This is a genomic window from Synechococcus sp. A10-1-5-1, from assembly GCF_023115425.1.
Taxonomy (GTDB): Bacteria; Cyanobacteriota; Cyanobacteriia; order PCC-6307; family Cyanobiaceae; genus Vulcanococcus.
In genome coordinates this window covers 1,573,363-1,595,796 of the sequence record NZ_CP096032.1, presented here as the reverse complement: position 1 = coordinate 1,595,796, position 22,434 = coordinate 1,573,363, and the positions used below count along the sequence as shown (strand labels likewise).

The following is a 22,434-nucleotide window of genomic DNA, read 5'->3' as shown; positions in this document are numbered from 1 at the left end:
GCGCGTAGACGATGCCGAAGCTCAAGACCCGCAAAGCAGCCGCCAAGCGGTTCAAGGCGACCGGCAGCGGGAAGTTCATGCGCCGCCACGCTTTCCGCAACCACCTGCTCGATCACAAGAGCCCTAAGCGCAAGCGCTTCCTCGGCACCATGGCCGTGGTTGACGAGCGCGACGCGGACAACGTGAAAGCGATGCTCCCCTACAGCTGATCGCTTCACTCCCTAGCTGATTCAACATTTACTGAGAACCATTCATGGCCCGCGTTAAGAGGGGCAACGTCGCCCGCAAACGCCGCAACAAGATCCTTCGCCTGGCGCGTGGCTTCCGCGGTGGCAACGGCACCCTGTTCCGGACCGCCAACCAGCGGGTGATGAAGGCGCTCTGCAACGCCTATCGCGACCGTCGCCGCCGCAAGCGTGACTTCCGTCGTCTGTGGATCGCCCGCATCAACGCTGCTGCTCGCTTGAACGGCCTGAGCTACAGCCGTCTGATCGGTGGTCTGAAGAAGGCTGACGTGCAGCTGAACCGCAAGATGCTGGCCCAGCTGGCTGTGCTGGATCCCACGAGCTTCGCCACTGTCGTGGGCGCCGCCAAGAGCTGATCGCCCTCTTCAAACACAACTAAGCCCAGCCCGGTCGGTCCATGGATGTTTCACTCCCACAGGCCTACCTGGTTGGGCTTTTGTTGTTGCTCGGCACCGCTTCGGTCCTCGTCGCGCGCCAGATTCTTCGCGTCCGCCGCGATGAGTCGGCCCTGGCACGGCTGGAAGCCCAAGCCAAGGACAGCGAGAAGAGTGCAGGAGATCTCTATGAGTTGGCCTCGGTTCAGCTGCGAAAGCGCCTCTACGGACAAGCCACTGAAAATCTGAAATTGGCCGCCAAGCGCGCCAGCGGCGAGCCGAGCGAGGCACAGGCCTTGATTGAAAACGCCCTGGGATTTGCCCTGGCAGCCCAAAGCAACTACAACGGCGCCATCAAGCACTACCGCGCTGCTCTTCGGGCCAAGTCGGACTACCCCGTCGCCCTTAACAACCTGGCCTTCGCGCTGGAGAAACAGCAGAAGAGCGACGAAGCCAAAGAGACCTACGCCAAGGTGCTGGAACTCGACGCCGCCAATAAGACGGCCCAACGACGGCTGAAGCGCTTGGAGCGCACCGCCGCCTAGGTCACCAAAGTCCGCGAATGGCCGGAGCGGCGCTGGTCTCAGGAGTCATCACCAGTTGACCTCCGGGGTTGGTCAGCCGAGGGGCCGACCAACCAGTGAGCGTGAATCCCTGAAGCCCGTCGAAATAACCGCCGCTTTGCAGATCAGAGGCGGGGTAGTCCCCGAGCAGCAGCAAATCCAGCTGGTCAGAGGCCGCATTTAAATTGCCCTGAACCGGAATCGTGGTGGAGCCCAGGGTGATTTCGCCCCGGACATCCACCATTTGCCCCAGGGCTTTGAGCGACGACAGGGTCAAGCGTGCGCTGGCCGCTTCACCTGGACCAAAGGGGGTGTAGCTCCCGGACCAAATCCGAGGAAGCTCCTGCACCAACTGGCCAGCACGAGCCACAGGATCGAATTGGCGGACGGTGGCCGCCATGCCGAAATTTTCCTGGAGAGGGGTGCTCTGACTCGGAGCGACAGCCTCGGTGGGCAGCGGAAGCGCAGCCAGCAGCAACGGAATCACAGGTGGCGCCATCAAGTGGCTCCACGTTAAGGATCGAAACTGAAAACGACAGGTCTGCGCTGTACGGTCTCAGCACAGCTGATCGCATCCCCTTGTCTGCAGAGCCGCTGCACGCTGACGACCTAATCATCGGTGGTCGACGCTTTCGCAGCCGCTTGATGACGGGCACGGGGAAGTACCCAAGCCTGGAGGCCATGCAGGCGAGCCTTGCATCCAGTGCCTGCGAGATCGTGACTGTGGCCGTCCGCCGGGTTCAGTCCCAAGCGGCGGGCCATGAGGGCTTGATGGAAGCGGTGGATTGGAGCCAAATCTGGATGCTCCCCAACACCGCTGGCTGCGCCACCGCCGAGGAGGCCATCCGCGTGGCACGGCTGGGGCGCGAGCTGGCGAAGCTGGCCGGCCAGGAAGACAACACCTTTGTGAAATTGGAGGTGATCCCCGATTCCAGACACCTCCTGCCCGATCCGATCGGGACCTTGGAGGCAGCAGAACAGCTGGTGAAAGAAGGCTTCACGGTGTTGCCTTACATCAACGCTGATCCACTCCTGGCCAAACGGCTTGAGGACGCCGGCTGCGCCACCGTCATGCCCCTGGGCTCACCCATAGGCTCAGGGCAGGGCATCCGCAATGCCGCCAACATCGCTCTAATCATTGAGAACGCCACGGTTCCAGTGGTCGTGGATGCGGGCCTGGGGGTTCCAAGCGAAGCCGCTCAAGCCATGGAGATGGGCGCTGATGCGCTCTTGATCAACAGCGCCATCGCCCTCGCGGGTGATCCAGCAGCCATGGCTCGGGCCATGGCCATGGCCTGCGAAGCCGGACGAACCGCCTTCCATGCAGGCCGTCTACCCGTGCGTGGCCAAGCCAGCCCCAGCTCCCCCACCAGCGGACGCGTCGGCACATAAAGCTTCCGCACAGCGCCGATTCAATCCACCACTTCGTCCTTACTGTCGCCACAACCACGTGTCACAGCGATGCAGGTCACAGAAGAGGACGGCGGCAGGCTGAATGCCTTTGCCAACGAGCCCCAAATGGAGGTGATCGAAGCAGGCCAAGCCCTTGGCGCCAACAGCAAAGTGCTTCTGATCGGCGGCGCTCTGCTGGTGATCCTGATGCTGGCCGTTGCGGTAGGAATCAGCTGAATCCCTGTAGTAGCTTGCCCTGACGGAGCAAGTGCTCGTTCAGCAGGAGTCCAGCGGTGAAGGTTCTCGTTCTCGGCGGTGACGGCTTCTGTGGCTGGCCCTGTGCCGTGAACCTGGCCGACCAGGGCCACGATGTGGTCATCGTCGACAACCTGAGCCGCCGCAAGATCGATATTGACTTGGAGGTGGAGTCCCTGACTCCCATCTCCAGCATTGGTGAGCGCCTAAAGGCCTGGGAAGAGATTGGCGGCAAACCCATGCGCTTTGTGCACATGGACATCGCCCACGAATACCAGCGGTTTGTGGACCTGCTCCTGGCCGAGCGGCCTGACTCGGTGGTGCACTTTGCCGAGCAACGGGCTGCTCCCTACTCCATGAAGAGCAGCGCCACCAAGCGCTACACCGTCGATAACAACGTCAACGGCACCCACAATCTGCTGGCGGCCATCGTCGAGAGCGGCCTGGATATTCACGTGGTGCACCTCGGCACCATGGGTGTGTACGGCTATGGCTCCCATCGCGGCGCCACCATCCCTGAGGGCTACCTGAAGGTTGAGGTTCCCCAGCCCGACGGCAGCCGTTTCGAGGAGGAGATCCTGCACCCGGCAAGCCCGGGCAGCGTCTATCACATGACCAAGACACTGGATCAGCTGCTCTTCCTCTACTACAACAAAAACGACCAGGTCCGCATTACCGACCTGCACCAGGGCATTGTCTGGGGCACCAACACCGATGCCACCGACCGCGATCCGCGCCTAACCAACCGCTTCGATTACGACGGGGACTACGGCACGGTCCTGAACCGTTTCCTGATGCAGGCGGCCATCGGCTATCCCCTGACCGTGCACGGCACGGGCGGTCAGACCCGCGCCTTCATCCACATCCGTGACTCGGTGAAGTGCGTGCAGTTGGCCCTGGAGAATCCCCCCACCACAGGCGAGCGGGTGAAGATCTTCAACCAGATGACCGAAAGTCATCAGGTGGGTGAGCTCGCCAAGAAAGTCGCCGCCCTGACCGGAGCCCAGGTCAACAACCTCCCCAACCCCCGAAACGAGGCTGTGGAGAACGATCTGATCGTGGACAACCGCTGCTTCATCGAGCTGGGCCTGAACCCCACCACCCTCGATGACGGTCTGCTGAAGGAAGTGGTGGAGATCGCCACCCGCTTCGCCGACCGCTGCGACCGCAACCGCATCCTCTGCACCTCCGCCTGGACTAAAACCCAGGAACAAGCCATTAAGGCCACCTGATTGCCTTGAAAATCGCCCTCTTCACCGAGACCTTCCTGCCGAAGGTTGATGGGATCGTGACCCGGCTCACCAAAACGGTGCAGCACCTGGTCACGGCCGGTGATGAGGTGATGATCTTCTGCCCCGAGGGCGCCCCCGAGAGCTACATGGGGGCACAGGTGGTTGGGGTTCCGGCCATGCCCCTTCCCCTTTATCCGGAGCTGAAGCTGGCGCTGCCGCGCCCGTCGGTCTCGGACGCGCTCGAGGCCTTTGCCCCCGACCTGGTGCACGTGGTCAACCCCGCCGTTCTCGGCCTCGGGGGGATCTGGCTGGCCAAGACCAAGGGCTATCCCCTGGTGGCCAGCTATCACACCCATCTGCCCAAGTACCTAGAGCACTACGGCCTCGGGATGCTCGAGCCTGTGCTATGGGAACTGCTGAAGATGGCCCACAACCAGGCCCAGCTGAACCTCTGCACCTCCACCGCCATGGTGGCTGAGCTCAGCGAAAAGGGAATCCAGCACACCGATCTTTGGCAGCGGGGGGTCGATACAGACCTGTTCCGCCCGGAGCTCCGCAGCCAAGCCATGAGGGAGCGGCTGCTGGATGGCCGCAGCGACACCGGGAAGCTCCTGCTTTACATCGGCCGTTTGTCAGCAGAAAAACAAATCGAGCGCATCCGCCCCGTCCTCGACGCGATGCCCGATGCCCGTCTGGCGCTGGTCGGTGATGGCCCCTACCGCCAACAGCTCGAGACCCTGTTCGCGGGCAGTGCGACCAACTTCGTGGGCTACCTGGCCGGTGAAGAGCTGGCCAGTGCCTATGCCAGCGCCGATGCCTTCCTCTTCCCGAGCAGCACCGAGACCCTGGGGTTGGTGCTACTGGAGGCCATGGCGGCGGGCTGCCCTGTGGTCGGAGCCAACCGCGGAGGAATCCCTGACATCGTCAGCGACGGGGTGAATGGCTGTCTCTATGAACCCGATGGAGCCGATGGCGGTGCCGGCAGCCTGACCGCTGCAACCCAACGGCTGCTGGGGGATCCTGGGCAGCGCGAACAACTGCGACGCAACGCCAGGGAAGAAGCCGAGCGTTGGGGCTGGTCCGGTGCAACCGAACAGCTTCGCGGCTACTACCGCCAGGTGATGGAAGCCTCCACCCCAGCCTTGGTCTAACGGCTGCGTTGCTGGGCCCAGACCTGCAGCACCTGACGCGCCATGGGCAAGGCGTGGACTGAACCTCCACCCGGGGTGTTCTGGGCAAAGGCCACCACCACAATCTCGCCGTTGGGGTAGGGGGCAAAACAAGCAAACCAGGCATGGTCAGGGCCGCCGGTGCTGTCCTCAGCCGTTCCCGTTTTGCCCGCCACGGGGGGCAACTCAGCCGCTTGGTTCATGGCGTAGCCCGTGCCCTCCTGGACCACCTTGCGCAAACCGCGATTAATCGTGGCCAGGGTGGAGGGCTTGATATCCACCTTCGTGCGGCGCGGCGGGGCCGTCCAGTCCAGACCGCGATCGACCAAATGCGGGGTGATCAAGTAGCCGCCATTGGCAAAGACGGCATAGGCCCGAGCCAATTGCAGGGGGGTGACCTGAACCACCGACTGGCCAATCGACATGCTCGCCATGTCCTCTGGAATCCAGGGGGTGGTGCCCGGCTTACCCCAGGTCCGCCCCTTGGCGGCCCACTGCTCGTTGCCCACCAAACCGGTGCTTTCCTCGTAGCCGATCTCGATGCCGGTGGGCTTGGTAAAGCCCAACTTCACCGCTGCGTCATAGAGCGGCATCGAGCCCACCCCAACACCGATTTGGTAATAGAAGGTGTTGCTTGAGAAGCGCAGAGCATCCTCGTAGCCGATCAGGCCAAACCCGGCACCGTTGTGATCCGGGAAACAGTGCCCTCCATAGGTGATGCAGCCGCGGGTCATCAGCTTGGTGTTGGCCGGAAACTTGCCGGAGGCCATCCCTGCAAAGGCGGTCACCGGCTTCCAGGTGCTGCCGGGGTCATAGGCGTTCATGGCCCGGCTGAAGAGGGGCTTCGAGGGAGACGCAAACAGGGCGTCGTACTCCCGCTGAGTGGTGACGGTCTTAGAAAAGAAGTTGGGATCGAAATTGGGGCGACTGGCCAGCGCCAAGATCGCCCCAGTTTTGGGATTCAGGGCGACGATGGCGCCTCCCGGCTTGCCCTTTAAGGCCGTCTCAGCCGCACGCTGGAGCGGAAGGTCCAAGGTCACCACCAGGTCTTTGCCGGCCTTGGAGGGGCGGTCACCGAGGACGCGCTGAATCTCACCCATGGCGTTCACCTCGACCATCTGGCCGCCCCAGGTGCCGCGCAGGTGTTGCTCGTAGGCGGCCTCCACACCGATGCGACCGATGCGATCGCGAATCTTGTAGCCGCGCTTCGCCAGCACCTTGTATTCCTGCTCAGTGATCGGCTGGGTGTAGCCCAAGGTGTGGGACCCGAGGGAGCCATGGGGATAGCTGCGCACCACATCCAGATCCACCTGGGCGCCCCTGAGGTCACTGGCCTGCTCGCGGAAGCGCAGGACCTGCTCCGGCGTCAGTTCACTAGCCAGCTCAATCCGGTATTCCTGCTTGCCGGGCCCTCGACGCTTGCGCTGCTCCAGTTGCTTCTGGGGAATCTTCAACAACGCGCTCAGACGATCCCGCAAAGCAGGCCAGGAACCCTTGGGAAGATCTTTTGGCTGCAGATACAAGCTGTAGATCAGCCGGCTGGACACCAAGACCTGACCATGGCGATCCAAGATCCGCCCGCGAACGGGATTGCGGGCCAACAAACGGATGCGGTTTTCATCGGCCCTCTCCCGGTTTTCACTGCCATGCAACAGCTGCAACCAACCCAGGCGCAGGACCATCGCCGAAGCGAAGAACAGCACCAAACCCAGCAGGACGGCCGGCTGACGCTGTAGCCCGGCACTGCGATGGGGGTTGGAGGCGATGGCCAAGAATTCAGCTCCCTTCCGTGAGCCGTTGCTCCAGCAACGTCAACCGATCGGAGATGCGAGCCAGAGCCAGCTGCAAGTCTTCCTCCCCTGCATGCTTGGCCAGGGCCGACTCCACAGGAACATCGGTCACCTGAACCTTCATCACCGGGTTGCCCAAACCAGGCTGAATCCGATCCAGGCGCTCGCGGACCTGGCGGGCTGCTTCGGCTCCTTCCTCCCGGAGCTCAGTGAGTCCGTCGGGACCTTTCGAGAAGGCGTCGGCCAAATCACGGGCACCGCCGCGCTTGGCCCGCTCCACCACGGCCATCCCCACCGGCAGAACGTCCTGCATCAAGGTCAAGCGCAGGTTGTCGAGGGGGTCAGAACCCATGAAGTGAGGCGATGAGTGAGCCCAGTCTGGCGCCTGATCCTCGATCTGGCTGGACTACCCCGCACTCCTCGAGATGGCCGGCTGAACAATCTGCTGACGGCAGAACTGTTGGGAACCGAGCCACCAGCCCGCACCCACCGCGATCACCATGAGGGCCGAGAGCGGGAGCAGGGCCTGCCGCGTGACCGGCAGCACCATCCACTCACTCCAGTCGCGCGCCAAGCGTTCGCGATCGAAGCGGCGACGCTCGCTGGCCTGCTGCTGAAGCCGACGCTTGAGGGACTTGGAGACCCAGCGCTCGAAGGCCTTCTTCTTGGTGACGGCCATCTTGCGCTCCACCTCCAGCAGCTGGCCGGGGGTGAGCTCAGGGTTGAAGGTGCTGATCAGCTCCAGGCTCTTGAGGAACATCTCCACAGCCCCGTCCTTAACGGCGCGGTCGTTCTCGCTGAGCAGCTCCCAGTCCAGCTCGGGATAGAAGCGCACCCGGTTGGTTGTGATCTGATCTTCCGCCAGTTGGCCAGGCTCCCTCAACCAACGGTCGGTATTGGCATCAAAGCGGCGCCAATACAGGAAGGGGTTGAGGTACACCACCTTGCCTGCCAGCTGAATGCTGTCCTGCTGAAGGCGGCGCTGCAGCTGGATTTCCTGCTGAGGGGCGGCGGTCAAGGCTCCTGGGCCGGGGCCCCGAGGGTAACGGAGTCACCCGGCCAAAGCCATGGTTCAACGGATGGGAATTATTCCCACTCGATGGTGCCGGGGGGCTTACTGGTGATATCGAGAACCACCCGGTTGACCCCTTTGACCTCATTGACGATCCGGTTGGAGATCTTCTCCAGCAGGTCGTAAGGCAAGCGGGACCAATCGGCCGTCATGCCGTCTTCCGAGGAGACGCAGCGCAGAACCACCGGGAAGGCATAGGTGCGCTTATCGCCCATCACACCAACACTGCGCACCGGCAGCAGCACCGCAAAGGCCTGCCAGATGTCGTGATACAGGCCAGCGGCCTTGATTTCTTCGCGGACCACCAGATCGGCGTCCCGCAGGATGTCGAGCTTGTCGTCGGTCACCTCACCCAGAATTCGGATCGCCAAGCCAGGACCGGGGAAGGGATGGCGGCCCACGATCTCCTCGGGAAGTCCCAGGGTGCGGCCGACCTTGCGGACCTCGTCTTTGAACAGGCGCCGCAGGGGCTCGACCAGCTTGAACCGGAGATCCTTCGGCAGGCCGCCAACGTTGTGGTGGCTCTTGATCTTCACCGCCACCCGCTCTCCCGTTTTGGGATCGACGTTGGTGCCTGCACTCTCAATCACATCGGGATAGAGGGTGCCCTGGGCGAGGTAATCAAAAGGTCCGAGGCGCTTGCTTTCTTCTTCGAAGACCCGAATGAATTCAGTGCCAATCAGCTTGCGCTTTTCCTCGGGATCAGTGACACCGTCCAGCTTGTTAATGAAGCGCTCGCGGGCATTGATGTATTCGACCCTGATATGGAACTTCTTGTCGAAGAAGTCCATCAAGAATTCAGGCTCGCCTTTACGCATAAAGCCCTGGTCGATGAACATGCAGGTCAGCTGATCACCAATCGCCTTGTGCAACAAGAAAGCGAGGGTTGAGGAGTCAACACCGCCAGAGAGGGCCAGCAAAACGCGCTTATCGCCAACCTGACGACGCACGTCAGCAACCGCCTCATCAATGAAGGCCGCCGTTGTCCAATCCGGCAAGCAACCGCAAACGTGATAAACGAAATTGCGGATCAAGGCCATTCCGCATTCGGAGTGCACCACCTCGGGGTGGAACTGAACGCCATAGAGACGCCGCTGGTGATCAGCCACAGCAGCTTCAGGCGTGTTGTCCGTATGGGCCAGGCGAACAAAGCCCTCGGGTAAGCGCTCCACGGAGTCGCCATGGCTCATCCACATCGTCGAGCCCTCGTCGACGTTGGTGAGCAGGTCAGTGGGGTCGTCGACAAACAGCGGAGCCTTGCCGTATTCGGCGCGGCCGGCAGCCACAACAGAACCACCCAGCTGTTGCACCATCAGCTGCATGCCGTAGCAAACACCAAGCACCGGAATACCCAGATCCCAAATCGCTGGATCGCACTTTGGGGCGTGCTCGGCATAGACCGAGCTGGGACCGCCACTGAGGATGATTCCCTTCGGATTCAGGGCCTTTAATTCAGCTGCGCTGGTGGAGTACCCCATCACCAGGGAATACACCTCGGTTTCCCTCACCCGACGGGCGATGAGCTCGGAATATTGAGAACCAAAATCCAGGATCACAATCGCCGGATGACGATTGGTTTCACCGATCGAGGTTGGAGTCACGTCTGACATGGAGCGGCCAGCAGCTGTGGCCCAGGCATTCGGATCACCCTAGATCTCAGGCCTGAAAGCACTCCAGCAGCTCGGCCCCGATAGGGCCGCGGGCGCAAAGGGTGCGGCTGCGGTCAAACAGAACCGCACCCAGCTGGAGATCAGCGTCGTGATGCTTGGCCAGATAGGAGCGAGCGCGCTGCTCGATCACCGCAGCCAAGCGCTGCTGCAGGCCCGCCGCCAGACCTGCGTCGCCCTCGGCCAAATCAGCAATGGCCTGATCAACGCTGGCTGCCTGGAGCAGCAGCCGGATCTGGTTCAGCGAACAACCGTGCTGGACGGCCTGGGCCGCCAGGATTTCCAGGCGACCATCGGCCAGATGGTGATGGGTATGAAAGATGCCCCCCGCCAGCTTGATCAATTTGCCCTGGTAGCCAAACAACAGAAGGCGCCGGACCCCCAGCTCAGCCGCGGCCACCAGCAAGGGTCCAATCCAATTGCCCGCCTTCAGTAACAACGCCGGGGGCAGCCCCTGCTGGGGGGCCAGATCCAAGCCGTTTTCGCCCAAGACCAGCACCAGGTCGCCACGCCAGAACGGCTCCTGACTGCGGCGCTCCAACTCCTGACGGGCCTGGGCCAGTTGATCGGGGGCGGCGCTGCGCTGAACCAACGCCTGGGTCCCAATCAGGGCCAAGCCCTCCACCACACCAAAGGCGGCATTGCTCGTGCGCTGGGCCCGTTGGCGCCCCTCCGGGAGGGTGATCGTCAACCGGAGGCTCCGGCCATCGGGCAGGAGTGGACGCAGATTGACCTCCAGCAACTGCCGCGCGTAGGCCGAGAGGCAGGCCTCACCGGAGGCGGCGTGAACTCCCACGCCCTCACCGGGCAACAACTGCAACCAGTCCCCATCGGTGCCAGCCGCATTCCAGCTGGCCTCCACCCAGACCTGTAGGCCACGGGTGAGATCCAAAACCTCGCCGGGATCACAGCAACTGGTGGCCAAAGCCCGCTCCGGGCTCAAGCGGGCCGCCGCCTGAACCGGAATCGCCGTGGATTGACGACCCGCCACGGTCTCGAGGAGCAGTGGGACCTGCGCTTCAAACGTCTGACCAAGAAGCTCCCGAACGGCGGCCACAGCTGCGGCCGCTACCCACACCGGAAGGGTGTAGCCGCACTCAGCCATGGAACAGAGAAGGATGAGGTCCGTTTTTTATGTTGGTCGATTGCGCTGCTGATCCAACGGGCAGCGATCGCCCCGGCTCACCCACCATGCAGGACAAGCTGACTCTGATGATCCCCGGCCCCACACCGGTGCCGGAAAGCGTCCTGCAGTCGATGGGACGTCACCCCATCGGTCACCGCAGCGCGGATTTCCAAAAGATCGTTGAGCGCACCACTGCCCAGCTGAAGTGGCTGCATCAGACGAGCAATGACGTTCTAGTGATCACCGGCAGCGGCACCGCCGCGATGGAAGCCGGAATCATCAATGTGCTGAGCAAAGGGGACAAGGTCCTCTGCGGCGATAACGGCAAGTTTGGCGAGCGCTGGGTGAAGGTGGCTCAGGCCTATGGCCTTGAGGTGGAGGTGATCAAGGCCGAGTGGGGTTCCCCACTGGATCCCGAAGCATTCCGCGCCGCCCTGGAGGCCGACTCCAGCAAGGCCATCAAGGCCGTGATCGTGACCCATTCGGAGACCTCCACTGGGGTCATCAACGACCTGGAGACCATCGCGAAGCACGTCAAAGCCCATGGCACGGCCCTGACCATTGCTGACTGCGTCACCAGCCTCGGGGCTTGCAATGTGCCCATGGATGCCTGGGGGATCGACATCATCGGATCCGGTTCCCAGAAGGGCTACATGATGCCCCCGGGCTTGGCCTTCGTCGCCATGAGCGACAAGGCCTGGGAGGCCTACAGCCGCTCCGACCTGCCGAAGTTCTATCTCGATCTGGGCAAGTACCGGAAATCGGCCCAAGCCAACAGCAACCCGTTCACCCCCGCAATCAACCTCTACTTCGCCCTGGAAGCGGCACTGGAGATGATGCAGGCCGAAGGCCTCGAGGGAATCTTTGCCCGCCATGCGCGCCATCGCGCCGCCGCCCAAGCGGGCATGAAAGCCATTGGCCTGCCCCTCTACGCCACTGAGGGCTACGGCAGCCCTGCCATTACGGCCGTGGCTCCCGAAGGGATCGACGCCGAGAGCCTGCGCAAGACGGTCAAGGATCGCTTTGACATCCTTCTGGCCGGCGGCCAAGACCACCTCAAGGGCAAGGTCTTCCGCATCGGCCACCTGGGCTTCGTCTGTGATCGCGATGTGCTGACCGCCGTCGCAGCGATTGAAGCCACCCTTCAGGAACTGGGCCTGCACAAAGGCACTCCTGGTGCTGGCGTCGCAGCCTGCGCTGCGGCCCTGGCCAGCTGAAGCAGCCGACCACAAGGGAGCTCCCAGGGCGGGACTCCCTTGCTACGCTTCTTAGAGATAGCAAACTGCTCTAATCTGAGCTGTTAACTATCAATTTGCGGATGTAATTCAGTGGTAGAATGTCAGCTTCCCAAGCTGAACGTCGCCGGTTCGAGCCCGGTCATCCGCTTCTCAAACTTTTCAGCGGGGCAAAACTATTGGCCTCAATTTCTGGGCTTGATCAGCTGCATCACCTGAGGCCCCACACTTCCTGCACGGCGCTCACAATCAAGGGAGCGGAGAATATCGCGCGCTGACTGCTCAATCTCGCCGCTCGAAGCGGCCTGCTCAGCCGCAGCCGAAAACGCTGCAGCCTCGCGCATCAAATCGTCTCGTTGCTCAGCTACAGGCGCCTGTTGGCTGGATGGCATTTATTTGATCTTGTTTGGATAAATATTAGTCGCCACATTGAGAGAGCCCCAAAGCTGGGCCGGCCCTGACACAACTCAAGGGTCAAAGCCAAGCAGGGACTAGGTACCCGGCTCCTCACGATTGCCGCCCAGAGCCGCGATCTGATCGCGAAGTTGCCTCACTCGTGTTGCATCCCCGCGGGTGATTGCGACAGCGAGGGCAAACTCCAGCTTCTCGAGCTGATGTCCGCCCTCGGCATAGGAGCGGCTGCTGCAAGCCGGGGTCCCCGAGACGGCAGGGGCAACGGGCACGGAGCGATGGCTGTTGGAAAAGGCCATGGTTCGCTTTCTTTCCATTGTGGCCCCGGCGCAAGGGGTCACGCAGCCATGGACTCATCCACGTGAGGATTCACCAACGCGGGTGCTTCCTCAACCTCAACGCTGTCCTCCAGCAAGCTGCGGCAGTCGGCCAGGAGTGTCTCGACATGGTCAAGGCGAGTGAGCTCTTCAGGGTCTGGCGCCTCTACAACGGAGACCTGATCCAGCTGCAGCTCCATCGCATTCAGGCGCTGCTCCAGCTTCACCAGTCGCTGCGAGAGAGCCGCCACGGTTTGAGCGAGGTCCTCGGTGGTGCGAGTGATGCGAAACGAGACCGATTCGCCAGCCATGCCCAGGGTTCAACTGGCCCGATAACACCACAGCCCTGAGCACTTCTCAAGCCCAAGCGGCCAAGCAGACTGAAGAGATTCCAGGGCAGCCCAGCGATGCCATCAAGCCTTCACCTGCTGGCCTATCTACTGGCGGGCATCAGCGGCGGCTTGCTTGCCCTCCGGACTGGCATCCCGGCCGCCCCTTTGGCCGGCGCGCTCCTCGGGGCGGGGCTGCTGAGCATGAGCGGCAAGCTGGAACCCGCGAATTGGCCCGCAGGCACCCGGACAGCTCTCGAGATCGGCATCGGCACCGTGATCGGCACCGGGTTGACGGCGACGGCCTTCAGCGAGTTGAAACAGCTCTGGCGGCCGGCCCTCTTGATCACGCTCACCCTGGTGATGACGGGCCTGGTGGTGGGGCTCTGGTGCAGTCGGCTTCTGGGCATGGACCCCTTGATTGCCCTGCTGGGAGCGGCGCCAGGGGGCATCAGCGGGATGAGCTTGGTGGGCGCTGAATTTGGCGTTGGCGCCGCGGTCGCAGCCCTGCACGCTGTCCGCCTGATCACGGTGCTCTTGGTGCTTCCCCTGGCGGTCCGACTTCTCCTGGGCCACGGGGACATTCCACCCCCTGCCAGCTGATTGATCGGCCCCTGGATCCAGAGGGGAACGATCGATACGGTGGGTCATCCAATGCCTTCCCCCTGCTTCGGCATGCGTCATCCCCTGTCCTTCAACCGCCGGCTGCTTCGGCTGGCTGCAGCCCTACCGCTTGCTGCCCTGGGCTGGTCTGCGCTGCCGACCGCTGCTCTGGCCGGCAATGAGACCGGTGCCAAAGGCGCCCAGATCTATTGCTACATGCGCAGCAGCGGCAACAACCATGAGGTGAGCTGGAAAGCCGCCTACGCCGTGATCAAGCGTCAAAGCGCTTCGGTGTTCAAGACCTCCCCTGAGCACGCGGCCGTGATGATCACGGAAGCCGTGGTGGCCGATCCCGGCAAATACAACGACTGCGGCCGCTACCTCGGCGACCTCTACGTGAAAGCTGTCGATACAACTGAGGAGAAGAGCCAGTCCACCCATCCCGACAGCACCAACCGCACGAGCACCAGCTCAGGCATCACCAGTGGCAGTGGCAGCAGCAGCGGCGGCAATGTGAACCGCTACGCCTACTGAGGCTGATGGCAACCCGCACCGCCCAGGGCCGCTCTTGGCTATCGCCGTCCCTGGGGGCCGGTTTGCTGTGGTTCGCCCTCAGCAGTTGCAGTGCTGCTCCTGAACCTGGCGAAAGCCAGACCCGGGTCGACGACTGCCTGCGCGGCGTCAATCTCGATCGTCTGCCCGCCTTGCTCCAGCACTGCGACGCAGTCGTTGAGGCTTTCCCCGAGCATCCACAGCCGCGCAACGAGCGATCCCTACTGCTCAAGTTGGCGGGCAAGCCTCAGGAGGCCTGCCGCGACAGCTTGAAAGCGGCCGCCCTGGTGGAACAAGGCAAGCACCCCATCGACGCGCTGATGCGAGACGAGATCGATCTGCGCAAGCGCAATTGCCTTCGCCTCACCACTGATCAAGCAGCTGCTGAACCATCCGCGGCAGCGGCTGGCGATCCAACTGAGCCTGACCGCGACTGAGCAACAGGGCAATCCGCTCAGCCTTATCGGCAATCAGACCATCGACCAACTGATCGGCCACCCCGAGTTGGAGCCAGTGGCAATCGAGGGTGCCCTGCATGCCAATGCGATGACAGCGATCCTCCGCCTGCTCGGCATCGCCTGGAGTCCATGGCCGCTCCAAGAGGACCACATGCTTGGCGCGATGCAACGTGAACCCGAGGCCCCCCACCCCGTAGGTGCTGATCAACAGCTGCTCCTCTCCCGCCTGAAAGCGGTCCACCACGCTTTGACGCTCTGCAGCCGCCAAGCGTCCGGTGAGCAGGGCGCCGCCCAGTCGCTGCTGCAACAACTGGGCAGCCGCCACAAAGGCGGTGAAGACCACGACGGCTTGCCCCTGGGCCTGCAGCCTGGCGAGCAGGGCAGCAGCAGCCGGCAGCTTGTACTCCGAGCCGATCTGGCGCAGGGCCGTGAGCACGGCTAAGGCCTCAGCATCCCGGCGCACCAGACCCGCTGCTGCGCGGCGGCGATAGTCATCGACCATGAGCTGCAGGCGGTGCTGGAAGCCCTGGCCCTCCGCCTCCGAAAGGGTGACGGGCAGCATCCGCCTCCGTTTGGGGGGGAGATCCAGGCAATCCTGCTTGCGGCGATGCAACAACAGAGGCCGCACCAAACGCTGCAGCTCCGGCAGATGGGTCGCCCCCGTTGCGCTCCACTGGCGGGTGCCGGAGCGTTCATGCCAATGGCCGAGGCAGTAGCGCTCCTCAAAGGCCCGCTGATCCTGAGCAAGCGGGTGCCCAATCGCCGCCAGCAAAGGAAACAGCTGGGCCGGGCGCCCGTTTTTCATCGGTGTCCCACTCAACAGCCAGGCCACCCGCAGCCGCGGATGGCGCGCCAAGCGCAGGAACGCCTGGGTTCGCGCAGCGTTCAGGTTCTGGGCGTAATGGGCCTCATCGGCAATCAGGACCGTGCCCGCCTCTGGCAAGTCCTCCGGCAGCGCCGCCCAACTCAGCAAGTTGATCTGCAGTTGTAAGGCCGCCGCCTCCTGCCGCCAATGGCGATGCAACCCCGTTGGGGCAATCACGACCACATGGCAATCCGCCGTCCGAACCATCGCGCGCGCGGCGACCAAGGCCGTCAGGGTTTTCCCAAGCCCCATGGCGTCCGCCAACACAGCCCCACGCCGCGCCAACAACCAACGGACCGCAGCCCGCTGATGGGCAAACAGCTCACGACCATCCGGCAAGGGGTCAGCCAATCCAGCGATGGCAATCAGCTCGCGGTGGGGCGGCAAGGGGGGTAGAGGCTGCTCCAGCCAGCGGCACCACTGGGGCAGCGGCGGCTCCATCGCGAACCGCTGGCCGAAGTGCTGGCGCAAGACCAGGGCCGCTTCCAGCGGGAACTCCCAACAGCCTTGCCTTGAGCGCCAGTACCCGCGGGGACGCACGGCCCGCAGCTGCGCCTGGGTCACCGCATCAAATGGCAGCACCAACTCAATGGAGCCCGATGCTCCTAGCCGCATCAGACAGCGCGCGGTGCGTTGCTGGGCCGTCGCAGCTGTGGCAGCAACTCATAATTTAGCGAAGCGCGGAGCCCGCGCAACACTTGCAATAAGCCTTGCAAAATGCATCGTTCGACACATTGACATCCAAGCCACCCAGGCCAGACTCCCAGCAACCGAATTATTCGGATGCACAGCAGGGATGCCGTTTTCCTTGAAGACTTGTGCCCCAAACTTCGCGTTCGTCGGTGGAGACAATCCCTCCACACTTACACGGGGAAAACATGCATTTACTGCGGCAAACCTTCTGAATCCATTGACCACGTCTTCCCGCAAAGTCGCGGCGGGCTGAGCGTGACCGAGAACTGCGTCCCCGCCTGCCTGGCCTGCAATGGCCGCAAAAGCGACGCCGACGCCTTCGAGTGGTACAGGCAGCAGCGGTTCTACGACCCTCGACGAGCCATGGCCATCCGTGCCTGGACCGACGGTGACCTTCGCCTGGCTCTACGCCTCCTGCAATGGGCGAGCCCTGAGGGCAGTCCCACCCCCGCCGCTGCGGACTCCGGCTTCAACCCCATACAGCCATACCTCCAGGCCGCGTGATTCACCAGATCCGACAGGCCGCAGCCCCGTTATGGCGCTGGCAGATCTCCGCCTGAGCCTGGGGCTGATCCGGAGCGAGCAGCAGGGCGGCGAAGACCATCGCCGCGAGGGCCGAAAGGCCGATCAGGCGACGCTCGACACCGGCGATCCCGAGCCTCTGTGGTCGCCGCCTGGGGCGCGCACGCACAGGAGCCCGTGACACGAAGGAGGACGCGAGAGGGGCAGGGAAGCAGGATGCGGTCACCGATCAGCAACGAGTAATACAGGTGTACTCATGACTAGTCATGGTGTCAAGCCCTCCTCCCGCGTGCTGGTCATCGGCGGGGGATACACCGGCCAGCGCTTTGCCGCTGCGGCAAAGGCGCAGGGGGCCCAGGTCTGGCTGACATCACGGTCAGCTCGGGAGGGAGCGCAGTGGCTCCACTTCAATGCCGGGGAGGGAGCCATCCCCCAGCTGCCTGAAGGCCTCAGCCATGTGCTGATCACCCTGCCGCCCAATGGCAGCGGCGAGGACGACGCCTACAACCTGCTGAAGGAGGCCCTGCAGCAACAGCCGCTCCAGTGGGTGGGCTACCTCTCCACCACAGGGGTCTACGGCGACAGCCAAGGGCGCTGGGTCGATGAAGGGAGTCCGACGCAGCCAGGGCTACGCCGCAGCCAGTCACGCCTGCAGTGCGAGCGACGCTGGCTGGCCAGCGGTTTGCCGCTCCAGAGCTTTCGGCTCCCAGCCATTTATGGCCCGGGCCGCTGCCCCTTCCAGCAACTGCAGCAGGGCACAGCACGCCTGATCCACAAGCCTCAGCAGGTGTTCTGCCGCATCCATGTGGATGACATCGTCGGGGCCTTGCTGCACTGCTGCGGCCTGCCCCCTGAGGTCCGGCCAGCACTCCTGAACGTCAGCGACGATCTTCCCTGCCCCTCAAGTGAAACTCTCGGCTTTGCCGCCCATCTGCTGGGCTGCAAATTGCCGGCACTGCGGACCTTCCGCGAGGCCGAGGGCGAGATGAGTCCCATGGCCCTCAGTTTCTGGGCCGACAACCGGCGCATCAGCAATGCGTTGCTTTGTCAGGACCTGGGGTACCGCCTGCTCTACCCCACCTATCGGGAGGGGTTTACCGCCAGCTGGGAGGAAGAACAGACCCATCTCAAGTGATGGAATAAGGCTTAGATGCGCTTCGCGTCGGAGCCGGCCGGACCTTGATCTGGGTGCGGCACAAAAGGCACCCCGGCGTCGTGGAACAGACGATTCCAATGCAACTCCACCCAACCGTTCTGCACACCCTTCACCAGGGCAAAGCCCATCCCGATCAGCAACAGCCAACGCAACATGGGTGATCCGCCAAGCGACAGCAACGCTAAGCGCCCTCGCCTGATCGTTTCCCTCGGCGATCCCGCGGGCATCGGTGGCGAGGTCGTGCTCAAAGCCTTGGCCCGCTGGAGCAGTGAGGCGGAACCACCGCTACTGGTCGGCTGCCGCCGTTGGCTCGAAGAGAGCTACCAGCACTTGAAGGGCTGCAGCGAGGCCCCCTTGGCCGACCCCGCCGAGCTCGACGTGCTGGATTGTCCGCTCGAGCAACCCGTCCGGCCAGGGGCTCCGAGTGCCCTAAGCGGTGACGCCAGTTTCCGCTGGCTGACAGAAGCTGCCTTGCTGGTGCAAGGGGGCTCCGGCAAGGCCCTCGTAACCGCCCCGATCGCCAAACAGCACTGGCACGCGGCCGGCCATGACTACCCCGGTCAAACGGAGCGCTTAGCTGAACTCGCCGGAGTGCAAGAGGCCTCCATGCTCTTCACGGCCCGGTCTCCCCAGAGCGGCTGGCGGCTCAACACCCTGCTCGCCACCACCCATATCCCCCTGAAGCAGGTGCCCCAGGCCTTGAACCGGGAACGGGTGCTAGCCAAGCTCGATGTCTTGCTGAACTTCTGCCGTCGGTTTCGCCCCGACCCGACCCTGGCCGTGGCGGGACTCAATCCCCATGCAGGGGAAGCGGGACGCCTGGGGCAGGAGGAGGCGACATGGCTGGAAGCGACCCTCCAGGACTGGGCAGCGCGCAACCCGGACGTCCGGCTGCTGGGGCCGCTACCCCCTGACACCTGCTGGATCAGCGCTGGCCTGGCCTGGCGGCAGGGGGGAGACGCACCCGATGGCTTCCTGGCGCTTTACCACGACCAAGGGCTGATTCCCGTGAAGCTCTTGGCCTTTGACCAGGCGGTCAACACCAGCCTGGGGCTGCCCTTCCTCAGAACCTCACCGGATCACGGAACCGGGTTCGACATTGCCGGTCGCGGCCTCGCGCGCTCCGAGAGCATGGTCGCGGCCCTCGAGGCGGCTCAGGAACTGGGCTAGGCGGGCTTCACCCGCATCAGCACCTGGCCGAACTCAACGGGGGTGCCGTTCTCCACCAGGATCTCAACAACTTCGCCACTCACCTCAGACTCGAGCTCATTCATGAGCTTCATCGCCTCGAGGATGCAGACGGTCTGGCCAACGTTGATCTTGGAGCCCAGCTCAACGAAAGTGGCTTCACCCGGAGCAGGGGAGCGATAGAAGGTCGCCACCATTGGGGCGGTGATCTCAATTAGATCGCTACGGACCGCTGGTGCGGCCGGAGGAGCAGCGGAGGGAGCCGCAACTGCAGGGGCTGGGGCTGGAGCTGCAACGGGAGCAGCCGCCTGCATCACCACCTGGGGCTGGACGCCGGGGAGGTTGCGACGCAGCTCAAGGCGGAAGTCATCGCCCTCGAGCTTGAGCTCTTGGATATCGCTGTCGCCGAGCAGAGCGATCAGCTCGCGCAGCTGGTTGTGGTCGAGTTGCATGGGATCAGTTCTCGCGGCCCAGGTAGCTGTCGGTGCGGGTGTCGATCTTGATCTTTTCGCCGATCGAGAGGAACAACGGAACCATCACCTGAGCACCGGTCTCGACGATGGCTGGCTTGGTGCCGCCGGTCGCGGTATCGCCCTTCACACCGGGGTCAGTTTGGGTGATTTCCAGAACAACGGAGTTCGGGAGTTCCACTTCCAAAGGCTTCCCGTTCCAATAGACAACGTTCACCTCCATGCCTTCCTTGAGGTACTTGCGCTGATCGCCGATCTGCTTGGCGGTCAGGCGCGTCTCCTCGTAGGTGGACATATCCATGAAGACGAAGTCCTCGGCCTCCATGTAGGTGTGTTGAAGCACGGCTTTCTCAAGAACCGCCTGGGGAACGGTCTCGCCGGCTCGAAATGTCTTCTCAACAACGTTGCCGGACTGGACGGCCTTGAGCTTGGTGCGCACAAAGGCGGAGCCTTTGCCGGGCTTGACGTGCAGGAACTCAACGACGCGCCAGACCTGACCGTCGATCTCGATCGTCGTGCCGGTACGAAAGTCGTTGCTCGAGATCATTCCGGCATAACGGTTCTGGCGGGATTGTACGGCTGTGGCAGAGTCCCGGCAGAGACAAGGCTGCAGCATGGATCTGAAGCGCTGGCTGGATCGCTGGGTGCCCGCCCTGCTGATCGCAATCGCTTTCGCCGCCTCCCCACTGGTGGCTCCAGCTCAAGCTGCGCTTCCGCCCGGGAACGCGGTGAAGGATCCCGCCGCCATCCTTCGTAACGCTCTTCCGATCGAACAGTCGGATCTCCAGGAGCTGCAACACAGGCTGGAGAGCACCAGCGACGACCTCCGAGCCAAGCGCTGGAGCGCCCTGGTTAATACGGTTCGCAAGAGTCAGGCGCTGCTCAACACCCGCGCCAACGCCATCGTGGCGAGCCTGCCGGAGGCCAAACAAGCCGAAGGACAAACCCTGATCGCGACCCTGCAGACCCAGATGCTGACCCTCGCGGAGAGCAGCGAGAGCTCAGACCGCGACGTATTCCTGGACGATCGCCGCGCGGCCCTCAGCACCGTGGGTGAACTGGAGGCACTCCTGGTGGGTGATTTCCCCTTTGCCATCCCCAGCGAATTTGACGCCCTCCCCCGGCTGCTGGGTCGGGCAACCGTTGAGATCGAGACCACAAAGGGCACCCTGACGGCCATCGCCGATGGCTACAACGCGCCGCTCACCGCAGGGGCTTTCGTTGATCTGGTGAAGCAGGGCTTCTACGACGACCTGCCCTTCACCCGGGCGGAAGACTTCTATGTCCTGCAAACCGGGGACCCCAAAGGCCCGGAGACTGGCTACATCGACCCCAAAACCAAGACTGAGCGCCAGGTTCCCCTTGAAATCATGGTTCCCGGGGAGACCGAGCCCTTCTACAACGCCACGTTTGAAGACCTAGGCCGCTTTGAAGCCACTCCGGTCCTTCCCTTCGCAACCCTAGGGACCATGGGTTGGGCCCACTCCGATGAGTCCCTCGCCGATGGCTCCTCCCAGTTCTTCTTCTTCCTCTACGAAGCCGAACTCACCCCCGCAGGCCTGAACCTCGTGGATGGCCGCTACAGCGCCTTTGGCTACGTGGTGGATGGTTTTGAGGTTCTCGAGGAACTGGGGATCGACGACGGCATCGTCCGCGCCCGGCTAATCGACGGGGCCGACAACCTCAAAGCCCACGCCTAAATGCGGCTGGATCAGCTCGGGGAATGGGAGCTGATTGAACGGCTCTCGGCCTATGCGCCCGCCGGCCAGCTGGCGGACGACGCCGCGATCCTGCCAGGGGCCGTGGTGGTCAACACCGATGTCCTGGTGGACACGGTGCATTTCAGCGACGCCACCATGTCCCCGCAGGACTTGGGCTGGCGCGCGGCCGCGGCCAATCTCTCCGATCTGGCTGCGATGGGGTGCAGCAACGTGCTGGGTCTCACCGTTGGCCTGGTGGCGCCAGGCGAAACCCCCTGGAGCTGGGTCGAGGGGGTCTACCAGGGGCTCTCTGAGGCGCTTCAGCGCTATGGCGGGGTGCTGTTGGGCGGAGACTGCAGCAGCGGCAGCCAACGCCTCCTCGCCATCACGGCCCTCGGAACCCTGGGGCCTGGGGCCATCCGTCGGGGCGATGGGCGACCGGGCGATTGGCTCGTGAGCACTGGCCCCCATGGCCTGAGCCGCCTGGGACTGGCACTGCTGCAAGACCAGCTCAGTGGCCCCATACCCAATGACCTGCGGCAGCGGGCCATTGCGGCCCATCAAAGGCCGATCCCCCGCCTGGAGGCCATCGGCGCCCTTGAAGCAAGCCAACCCCAGGGGACTCCATGGCGGGCCGCTGGCACAGACAGCAGTGATGGGCTCCAGCGAGCGGTCCTGAACCTGGCAACCGCCAGCGGCTGTGGGGCACAGCTCAGGCGCTCAGCCTTGCCCCTCGACCCAGCCATGGCCCCCCTGCCCTCAGCAGAGCATTGGTGCCTCAATGGGGGCGAAGATTTTGAACTGGTCTTAGCCCTCAAGCCAGCCTGGGCAGAGAAGCTCTGCCAAGCCCTTCCCGGTTGCCAGGTGATCGGCGAACTGGTGGCTCAGCCCTACCCGGCCCTGACCTGGAGCGAGACCGGCGAGCCCCTCAGCACAACCGATCCGGGCTACCGGCACTTCAGCTAAGCCGTAACGCTCACTGAATCCTCAATCGAGCACAAAAAAGCCGCCCAGAAGGACGGCTGAGGGAAACGGAGTAAGCAGAACTCA

General features: G+C 63.3%; 29 protein-coding genes and 1 tRNA gene. 17 read left to right on the top strand and 13 right to left on the bottom strand.

What is annotated here, in order from left to right:
- Positions 1–11 precede the first annotated feature (11 nt).
- The 3 genes from rpmI to MY494_RS08560 are packed head-to-tail and all read left to right on the top strand — an operon-like array spanning position 12 to position 1,164.
- Positions 12–209 carry a 50S ribosomal protein L35 gene (gene rpmI / locus MY494_RS08570; RefSeq protein WP_185186610.1) on the top strand — a complete coding sequence of 66 codons (198 nt, stop codon included), beginning with the start codon at positions 12–14 and terminating at the stop codon, positions 207–209.
- 44 nt (positions 210–253) lie between these two features.
- On the top strand, positions 254–601 hold the full coding sequence (gene rplT / locus MY494_RS08565; protein WP_010313919.1) for a 50S ribosomal protein L20: 348 nt from the start codon (positions 254–256) through the stop codon (positions 599–601).
- Between the two features lie 41 nt (positions 602–642).
- Positions 643–1,164 carry a tetratricopeptide repeat protein gene (locus MY494_RS08560; protein WP_247909834.1) on the top strand — a complete coding sequence of 174 codons (522 nt, stop codon included), beginning with the start codon at positions 643–645 and terminating at the stop codon, positions 1,162–1,164.
- Between the two features lies 1 nt (position 1,165).
- Here the strand turns inward: MY494_RS08560 and MY494_RS08555 are convergent, their stop codons facing one another.
- Positions 1,166–1,681, bottom strand: a complete 516-nt coding sequence (locus MY494_RS08555; RefSeq protein WP_247909833.1) for a hypothetical protein — start codon at positions 1,679–1,681, stop codon at positions 1,166–1,168.
- A gap of 146 nt (positions 1,682–1,827) precedes the next feature.
- Here MY494_RS08555 and MY494_RS08550 point away from each other — a divergent pair, with 146 nt between their 5' ends.
- The 4 genes from MY494_RS08550 to MY494_RS08535 all read left to right on the top strand — a co-directional run bounded on the left by MY494_RS08550 (position 1,828) and on the right by MY494_RS08535 (position 5,212).
- Complete coding sequence (locus tag MY494_RS08550) at positions 1,828–2,574, top strand: thiazole synthase (RefSeq protein ID WP_247912004.1); 747 nt, start codon at positions 1,828–1,830, stop codon at positions 2,572–2,574.
- 69 nt (positions 2,575–2,643) lie between these two features.
- Positions 2,644–2,811, top strand: a complete 168-nt coding sequence (gene psb34, locus MY494_RS08545) for a photosystem II assembly protein Psb34 (protein WP_247909832.1) — start codon at positions 2,644–2,646, stop codon at positions 2,809–2,811.
- A 56-nt stretch (positions 2,812–2,867) separates the two neighbouring features.
- Positions 2,868–4,061 carry an NAD-dependent epimerase/dehydratase family protein gene (locus tag MY494_RS08540; protein ID WP_247909831.1) on the top strand — a complete coding sequence of 398 codons (1,194 nt, stop codon included), beginning with the start codon at positions 2,868–2,870 and terminating at the stop codon, positions 4,059–4,061.
- A 5-nt stretch (positions 4,062–4,066) separates the two neighbouring features.
- Positions 4,067–5,212: a glycosyltransferase family 1 protein gene (locus MY494_RS08535; RefSeq protein WP_247909830.1), complete on the top strand. Its 1,146-nt coding sequence runs from the start codon at positions 4,067–4,069 to the stop codon at positions 5,210–5,212.
- On the opposite strand, the gene mrdA is transcribed toward MY494_RS08535, so the two are convergent.
- The 5 genes from mrdA to cbiD form a co-directional block, all read right to left on the bottom strand.
- Complete coding sequence (gene mrdA, locus MY494_RS08530) at positions 5,209–7,002, bottom strand: penicillin-binding protein 2 (RefSeq protein WP_247909829.1); 1,794 nt, start codon at positions 7,000–7,002, stop codon at positions 5,209–5,211. The two genes, MY494_RS08535 and mrdA, sit on opposite strands and share 4 nt — an antisense overlap.
- Positions 7,003–7,006: 4 nt before the next feature.
- Positions 7,007–7,372 (bottom strand): hypothetical protein, encoded by a 366-nt coding sequence (locus MY494_RS08525; protein ID WP_247909828.1) that lies wholly within the window; start codon positions 7,370–7,372, stop codon positions 7,007–7,009.
- Positions 7,373–7,426: 54 nt separating this feature from the next.
- Positions 7,427–8,038 carry a hypothetical protein gene (locus MY494_RS08520; RefSeq protein WP_247909827.1) on the bottom strand — a complete coding sequence of 204 codons (612 nt, stop codon included), beginning with the start codon at positions 8,036–8,038 and terminating at the stop codon, positions 7,427–7,429.
- A gap of 68 nt (positions 8,039–8,106) precedes the next feature.
- Positions 8,107–9,702, bottom strand: coding sequence for a glutamine-hydrolyzing GMP synthase (gene guaA, locus MY494_RS08515; RefSeq protein WP_247909826.1), 1,596 nt, complete (start codon positions 9,700–9,702; stop codon positions 8,107–8,109).
- Positions 9,703–9,748: 46 nt separating this feature from the next.
- Positions 9,749–10,864, bottom strand: coding sequence for a cobalt-precorrin-5B (C(1))-methyltransferase CbiD (gene cbiD / locus MY494_RS08510; RefSeq protein WP_247909825.1), 1,116 nt, complete (start codon positions 10,862–10,864; stop codon positions 9,749–9,751).
- An 86-nt stretch (positions 10,865–10,950) separates the two neighbouring features.
- Here cbiD and MY494_RS08505 point away from each other — a divergent pair, with 86 nt between their 5' ends.
- Both MY494_RS08505 and MY494_RS08500 read left to right on the top strand, forming a co-directional pair.
- Positions 10,951–12,102 (top strand): alanine--glyoxylate aminotransferase family protein, encoded by a 1,152-nt coding sequence (locus MY494_RS08505; RefSeq protein WP_247912003.1) that lies wholly within the window; start codon positions 10,951–10,953, stop codon positions 12,100–12,102.
- 97 nt (positions 12,103–12,199) lie between these two features.
- Positions 12,200–12,271 (top strand) — tRNA-Gly (locus tag MY494_RS08500).
- A 340-nt stretch (positions 12,272–12,611) separates the two neighbouring features.
- Here MY494_RS08500 and MY494_RS08495 read toward each other — a convergent pair.
- Both MY494_RS08495 and MY494_RS08490 read right to left on the bottom strand, forming a co-directional pair.
- Positions 12,612–12,830, bottom strand: a complete 219-nt coding sequence (locus MY494_RS08495) for a hypothetical protein (RefSeq protein WP_247909824.1) — start codon at positions 12,828–12,830, stop codon at positions 12,612–12,614.
- 38 nt (positions 12,831–12,868) lie between these two features.
- Positions 12,869–13,159, bottom strand: coding sequence for a hypothetical protein (locus MY494_RS08490; RefSeq protein WP_247909823.1), 291 nt, complete (start codon positions 13,157–13,159; stop codon positions 12,869–12,871).
- A gap of 96 nt (positions 13,160–13,255) precedes the next feature.
- Between MY494_RS08490 and MY494_RS08485 the strand changes: the two genes are divergently transcribed.
- The 3 genes from MY494_RS08485 (at position 13,256) to MY494_RS08475 (ending at position 14,769) form a co-directional block, all read left to right on the top strand.
- Complete coding sequence (locus MY494_RS08485; RefSeq protein ID WP_247909822.1) at positions 13,256–13,780, top strand: AbrB family transcriptional regulator; 525 nt, start codon at positions 13,256–13,258, stop codon at positions 13,778–13,780.
- A gap of 72 nt (positions 13,781–13,852) precedes the next feature.
- Positions 13,853–14,314: a DUF6554 family protein gene (locus tag MY494_RS08480; RefSeq protein WP_247909821.1), complete on the top strand. Its 462-nt coding sequence runs from the start codon at positions 13,853–13,855 to the stop codon at positions 14,312–14,314.
- 5 nt (positions 14,315–14,319) lie between these two features.
- The gene (locus MY494_RS08475; protein WP_247909820.1) at positions 14,320–14,769 is read left to right on the top strand and encodes a hypothetical protein; all 450 of its coding nucleotides are present in this window, start codon (positions 14,320–14,322) and stop codon (positions 14,767–14,769) included.
- Here the strand turns inward: MY494_RS08475 and MY494_RS08470 are convergent.
- A complete protein-coding gene (locus MY494_RS08470) occupies positions 14,696–16,270 on the bottom strand; it encodes a DEAD/DEAH box helicase (RefSeq protein WP_247909819.1) in 1,575 nt (524 codons plus the stop codon). The genes MY494_RS08475 and MY494_RS08470 overlap by 74 nt on opposite strands.
- Before the next feature lie 168 nt (positions 16,271–16,438).
- Between MY494_RS08470 and MY494_RS08465 the strand changes: the two genes are divergently transcribed.
- Positions 16,439–16,852, top strand: a complete 414-nt coding sequence (locus tag MY494_RS08465) for an HNH endonuclease (RefSeq protein WP_247909818.1) — start codon at positions 16,439–16,441, stop codon at positions 16,850–16,852.
- A gap of 1 nt (position 16,853) precedes the next feature.
- On the opposite strand, the gene MY494_RS08460 is transcribed toward MY494_RS08465, so the two are convergent.
- Positions 16,854–17,054 (bottom strand): hypothetical protein, encoded by a 201-nt coding sequence (locus MY494_RS08460; RefSeq protein ID WP_247909817.1) that lies wholly within the window; start codon positions 17,052–17,054, stop codon positions 16,854–16,856.
- 72 nt (positions 17,055–17,126) lie between these two features.
- Between MY494_RS08460 and MY494_RS08455 the strand changes: the two genes are divergently transcribed.
- Positions 17,127–18,005, top strand: a complete 879-nt coding sequence (locus MY494_RS08455; protein WP_247909816.1) for an SDR family NAD(P)-dependent oxidoreductase — start codon at positions 17,127–17,129, stop codon at positions 18,003–18,005.
- Positions 18,006–18,016: 11 nt separating this feature from the next.
- Here MY494_RS08455 and MY494_RS08450 read toward each other — a convergent pair whose 3' ends face one another.
- Complete coding sequence (locus tag MY494_RS08450) at positions 18,017–18,181, bottom strand: hypothetical protein (RefSeq protein WP_247909815.1); 165 nt, start codon at positions 18,179–18,181, stop codon at positions 18,017–18,019.
- On the opposite strand from MY494_RS08450, the gene pdxA reads away from it, so the two are divergent.
- On the top strand, positions 18,180–19,196 hold the full coding sequence (pdxA, locus tag MY494_RS08445) for a 4-hydroxythreonine-4-phosphate dehydrogenase PdxA (protein WP_247909814.1): 1,017 nt from the start codon (positions 18,180–18,182) through the stop codon (positions 19,194–19,196). The two genes, MY494_RS08450 and pdxA, sit on opposite strands and share 2 nt — an antisense overlap.
- Here pdxA and accB read toward each other — a convergent pair.
- Together accB and efp are read right to left on the bottom strand one after the other, a co-directional pair.
- A complete protein-coding gene (gene accB, locus MY494_RS08440) occupies positions 19,193–19,666 on the bottom strand; it encodes an acetyl-CoA carboxylase biotin carboxyl carrier protein (RefSeq protein WP_247909813.1) in 474 nt (157 codons plus the stop codon). The two genes, pdxA and accB, sit on opposite strands and share 4 nt — an antisense overlap.
- Positions 19,667–19,670: 4 nt before the next feature.
- A complete protein-coding gene (efp, locus tag MY494_RS08435; RefSeq protein ID WP_247909812.1) occupies positions 19,671–20,231 on the bottom strand; it encodes an elongation factor P in 561 nt (186 codons plus the stop codon).
- Positions 20,232–20,298: 67 nt separating this feature from the next.
- Between efp and MY494_RS08430 the strand changes: the two genes are divergently transcribed.
- Both MY494_RS08430 and thiL read left to right on the top strand, forming a co-directional pair.
- Complete coding sequence (locus MY494_RS08430) at positions 20,299–21,384, top strand: peptidylprolyl isomerase (RefSeq protein ID WP_247909811.1); 1,086 nt, start codon at positions 20,299–20,301, stop codon at positions 21,382–21,384.
- A complete protein-coding gene (gene thiL / locus MY494_RS08425) occupies positions 21,385–22,350 on the top strand; it encodes a thiamine-phosphate kinase (protein ID WP_247909810.1) in 966 nt (321 codons plus the stop codon). It begins immediately after the preceding gene.
- Positions 22,351–22,434 lie beyond the last annotated feature (84 nt).

Excerpts from the sequence above, each read along its gene's own strand:
- pdxA (WP_247909814.1), top strand. The coding sequence starts at position 18,180 with ATGGGTGATCCGCCAAGCGACAGCAACGCTAAGCGCCCTCGCCTGATC.
- MY494_RS08470 (WP_247909819.1), bottom strand. The coding sequence starts at position 16,270 with ATGCGGCTAGGAGCATCGGGCTCCATTGAGTTGGTGCTGCCATTTGAT.
- MY494_RS08555 (WP_247909833.1), bottom strand. The coding sequence starts at position 1,681 with ATGGCGCCACCTGTGATTCCGTTGCTGCTGGCTGCGCTTCCGCTGCCC.
- MY494_RS08465 (WP_247909818.1), top strand. The coding sequence starts at position 16,439 with ATGCACAGCAGGGATGCCGTTTTCCTTGAAGACTTGTGCCCCAAACTT.
- accB (WP_247909813.1), bottom strand. The coding sequence starts at position 19,666 with ATGCAACTCGACCACAACCAGCTGCGCGAGCTGATCGCTCTGCTCGGC.
- psb34 (WP_247909832.1), top strand. The coding sequence starts at position 2,644 with ATGCAGGTCACAGAAGAGGACGGCGGCAGGCTGAATGCCTTTGCCAAC.
- efp (WP_247909812.1), bottom strand. The coding sequence starts at position 20,231 with ATGATCTCGAGCAACGACTTTCGTACCGGCACGACGATCGAGATCGAC.
- MY494_RS08525 (WP_247909828.1), bottom strand. The coding sequence starts at position 7,372 with ATGGGTTCTGACCCCCTCGACAACCTGCGCTTGACCTTGATGCAGGAC.
- cbiD (WP_247909825.1), bottom strand. The coding sequence starts at position 10,864 with ATGGCTGAGTGCGGCTACACCCTTCCGGTGTGGGTAGCGGCCGCAGCT.
- MY494_RS08480 (WP_247909821.1), top strand. The coding sequence starts at position 13,853 with ATGCGTCATCCCCTGTCCTTCAACCGCCGGCTGCTTCGGCTGGCTGCA.
- MY494_RS08560 (WP_247909834.1), top strand. The coding sequence starts at position 643 with ATGGATGTTTCACTCCCACAGGCCTACCTGGTTGGGCTTTTGTTGTTG.
- MY494_RS08505 (WP_247912003.1), top strand. The coding sequence starts at position 10,951 with ATGCAGGACAAGCTGACTCTGATGATCCCCGGCCCCACACCGGTGCCG.
- MY494_RS08490 (WP_247909823.1), bottom strand. The coding sequence starts at position 13,159 with ATGGCTGGCGAATCGGTCTCGTTTCGCATCACTCGCACCACCGAGGAC.
- MY494_RS08550 (WP_247912004.1), top strand. The coding sequence starts at position 1,828 with ATGACGGGCACGGGGAAGTACCCAAGCCTGGAGGCCATGCAGGCGAGC.
- rplT (WP_010313919.1), top strand. The coding sequence starts at position 254 with ATGGCCCGCGTTAAGAGGGGCAACGTCGCCCGCAAACGCCGCAACAAG.
- MY494_RS08475 (WP_247909820.1), top strand. The coding sequence starts at position 14,320 with ATGGCAACCCGCACCGCCCAGGGCCGCTCTTGGCTATCGCCGTCCCTG.
- guaA (WP_247909826.1), bottom strand. The coding sequence starts at position 9,702 with ATGTCAGACGTGACTCCAACCTCGATCGGTGAAACCAATCGTCATCCG.
- MY494_RS08495 (WP_247909824.1), bottom strand. The coding sequence starts at position 12,830 with ATGGCCTTTTCCAACAGCCATCGCTCCGTGCCCGTTGCCCCTGCCGTC.
- MY494_RS08450 (WP_247909815.1), bottom strand. The coding sequence starts at position 18,181 with ATGTTGCGTTGGCTGTTGCTGATCGGGATGGGCTTTGCCCTGGTGAAG.
- thiL (WP_247909810.1), top strand. The coding sequence starts at position 21,385 with ATGCGGCTGGATCAGCTCGGGGAATGGGAGCTGATTGAACGGCTCTCG.
- MY494_RS08455 (WP_247909816.1), top strand. The coding sequence starts at position 17,127 with ATGACTAGTCATGGTGTCAAGCCCTCCTCCCGCGTGCTGGTCATCGGC.
- rpmI (WP_185186610.1), top strand. The coding sequence starts at position 12 with ATGCCGAAGCTCAAGACCCGCAAAGCAGCCGCCAAGCGGTTCAAGGCG.
- MY494_RS08485 (WP_247909822.1), top strand. The coding sequence starts at position 13,256 with ATGCCATCAAGCCTTCACCTGCTGGCCTATCTACTGGCGGGCATCAGC.
- MY494_RS08430 (WP_247909811.1), top strand. The coding sequence starts at position 20,299 with ATGGATCTGAAGCGCTGGCTGGATCGCTGGGTGCCCGCCCTGCTGATC.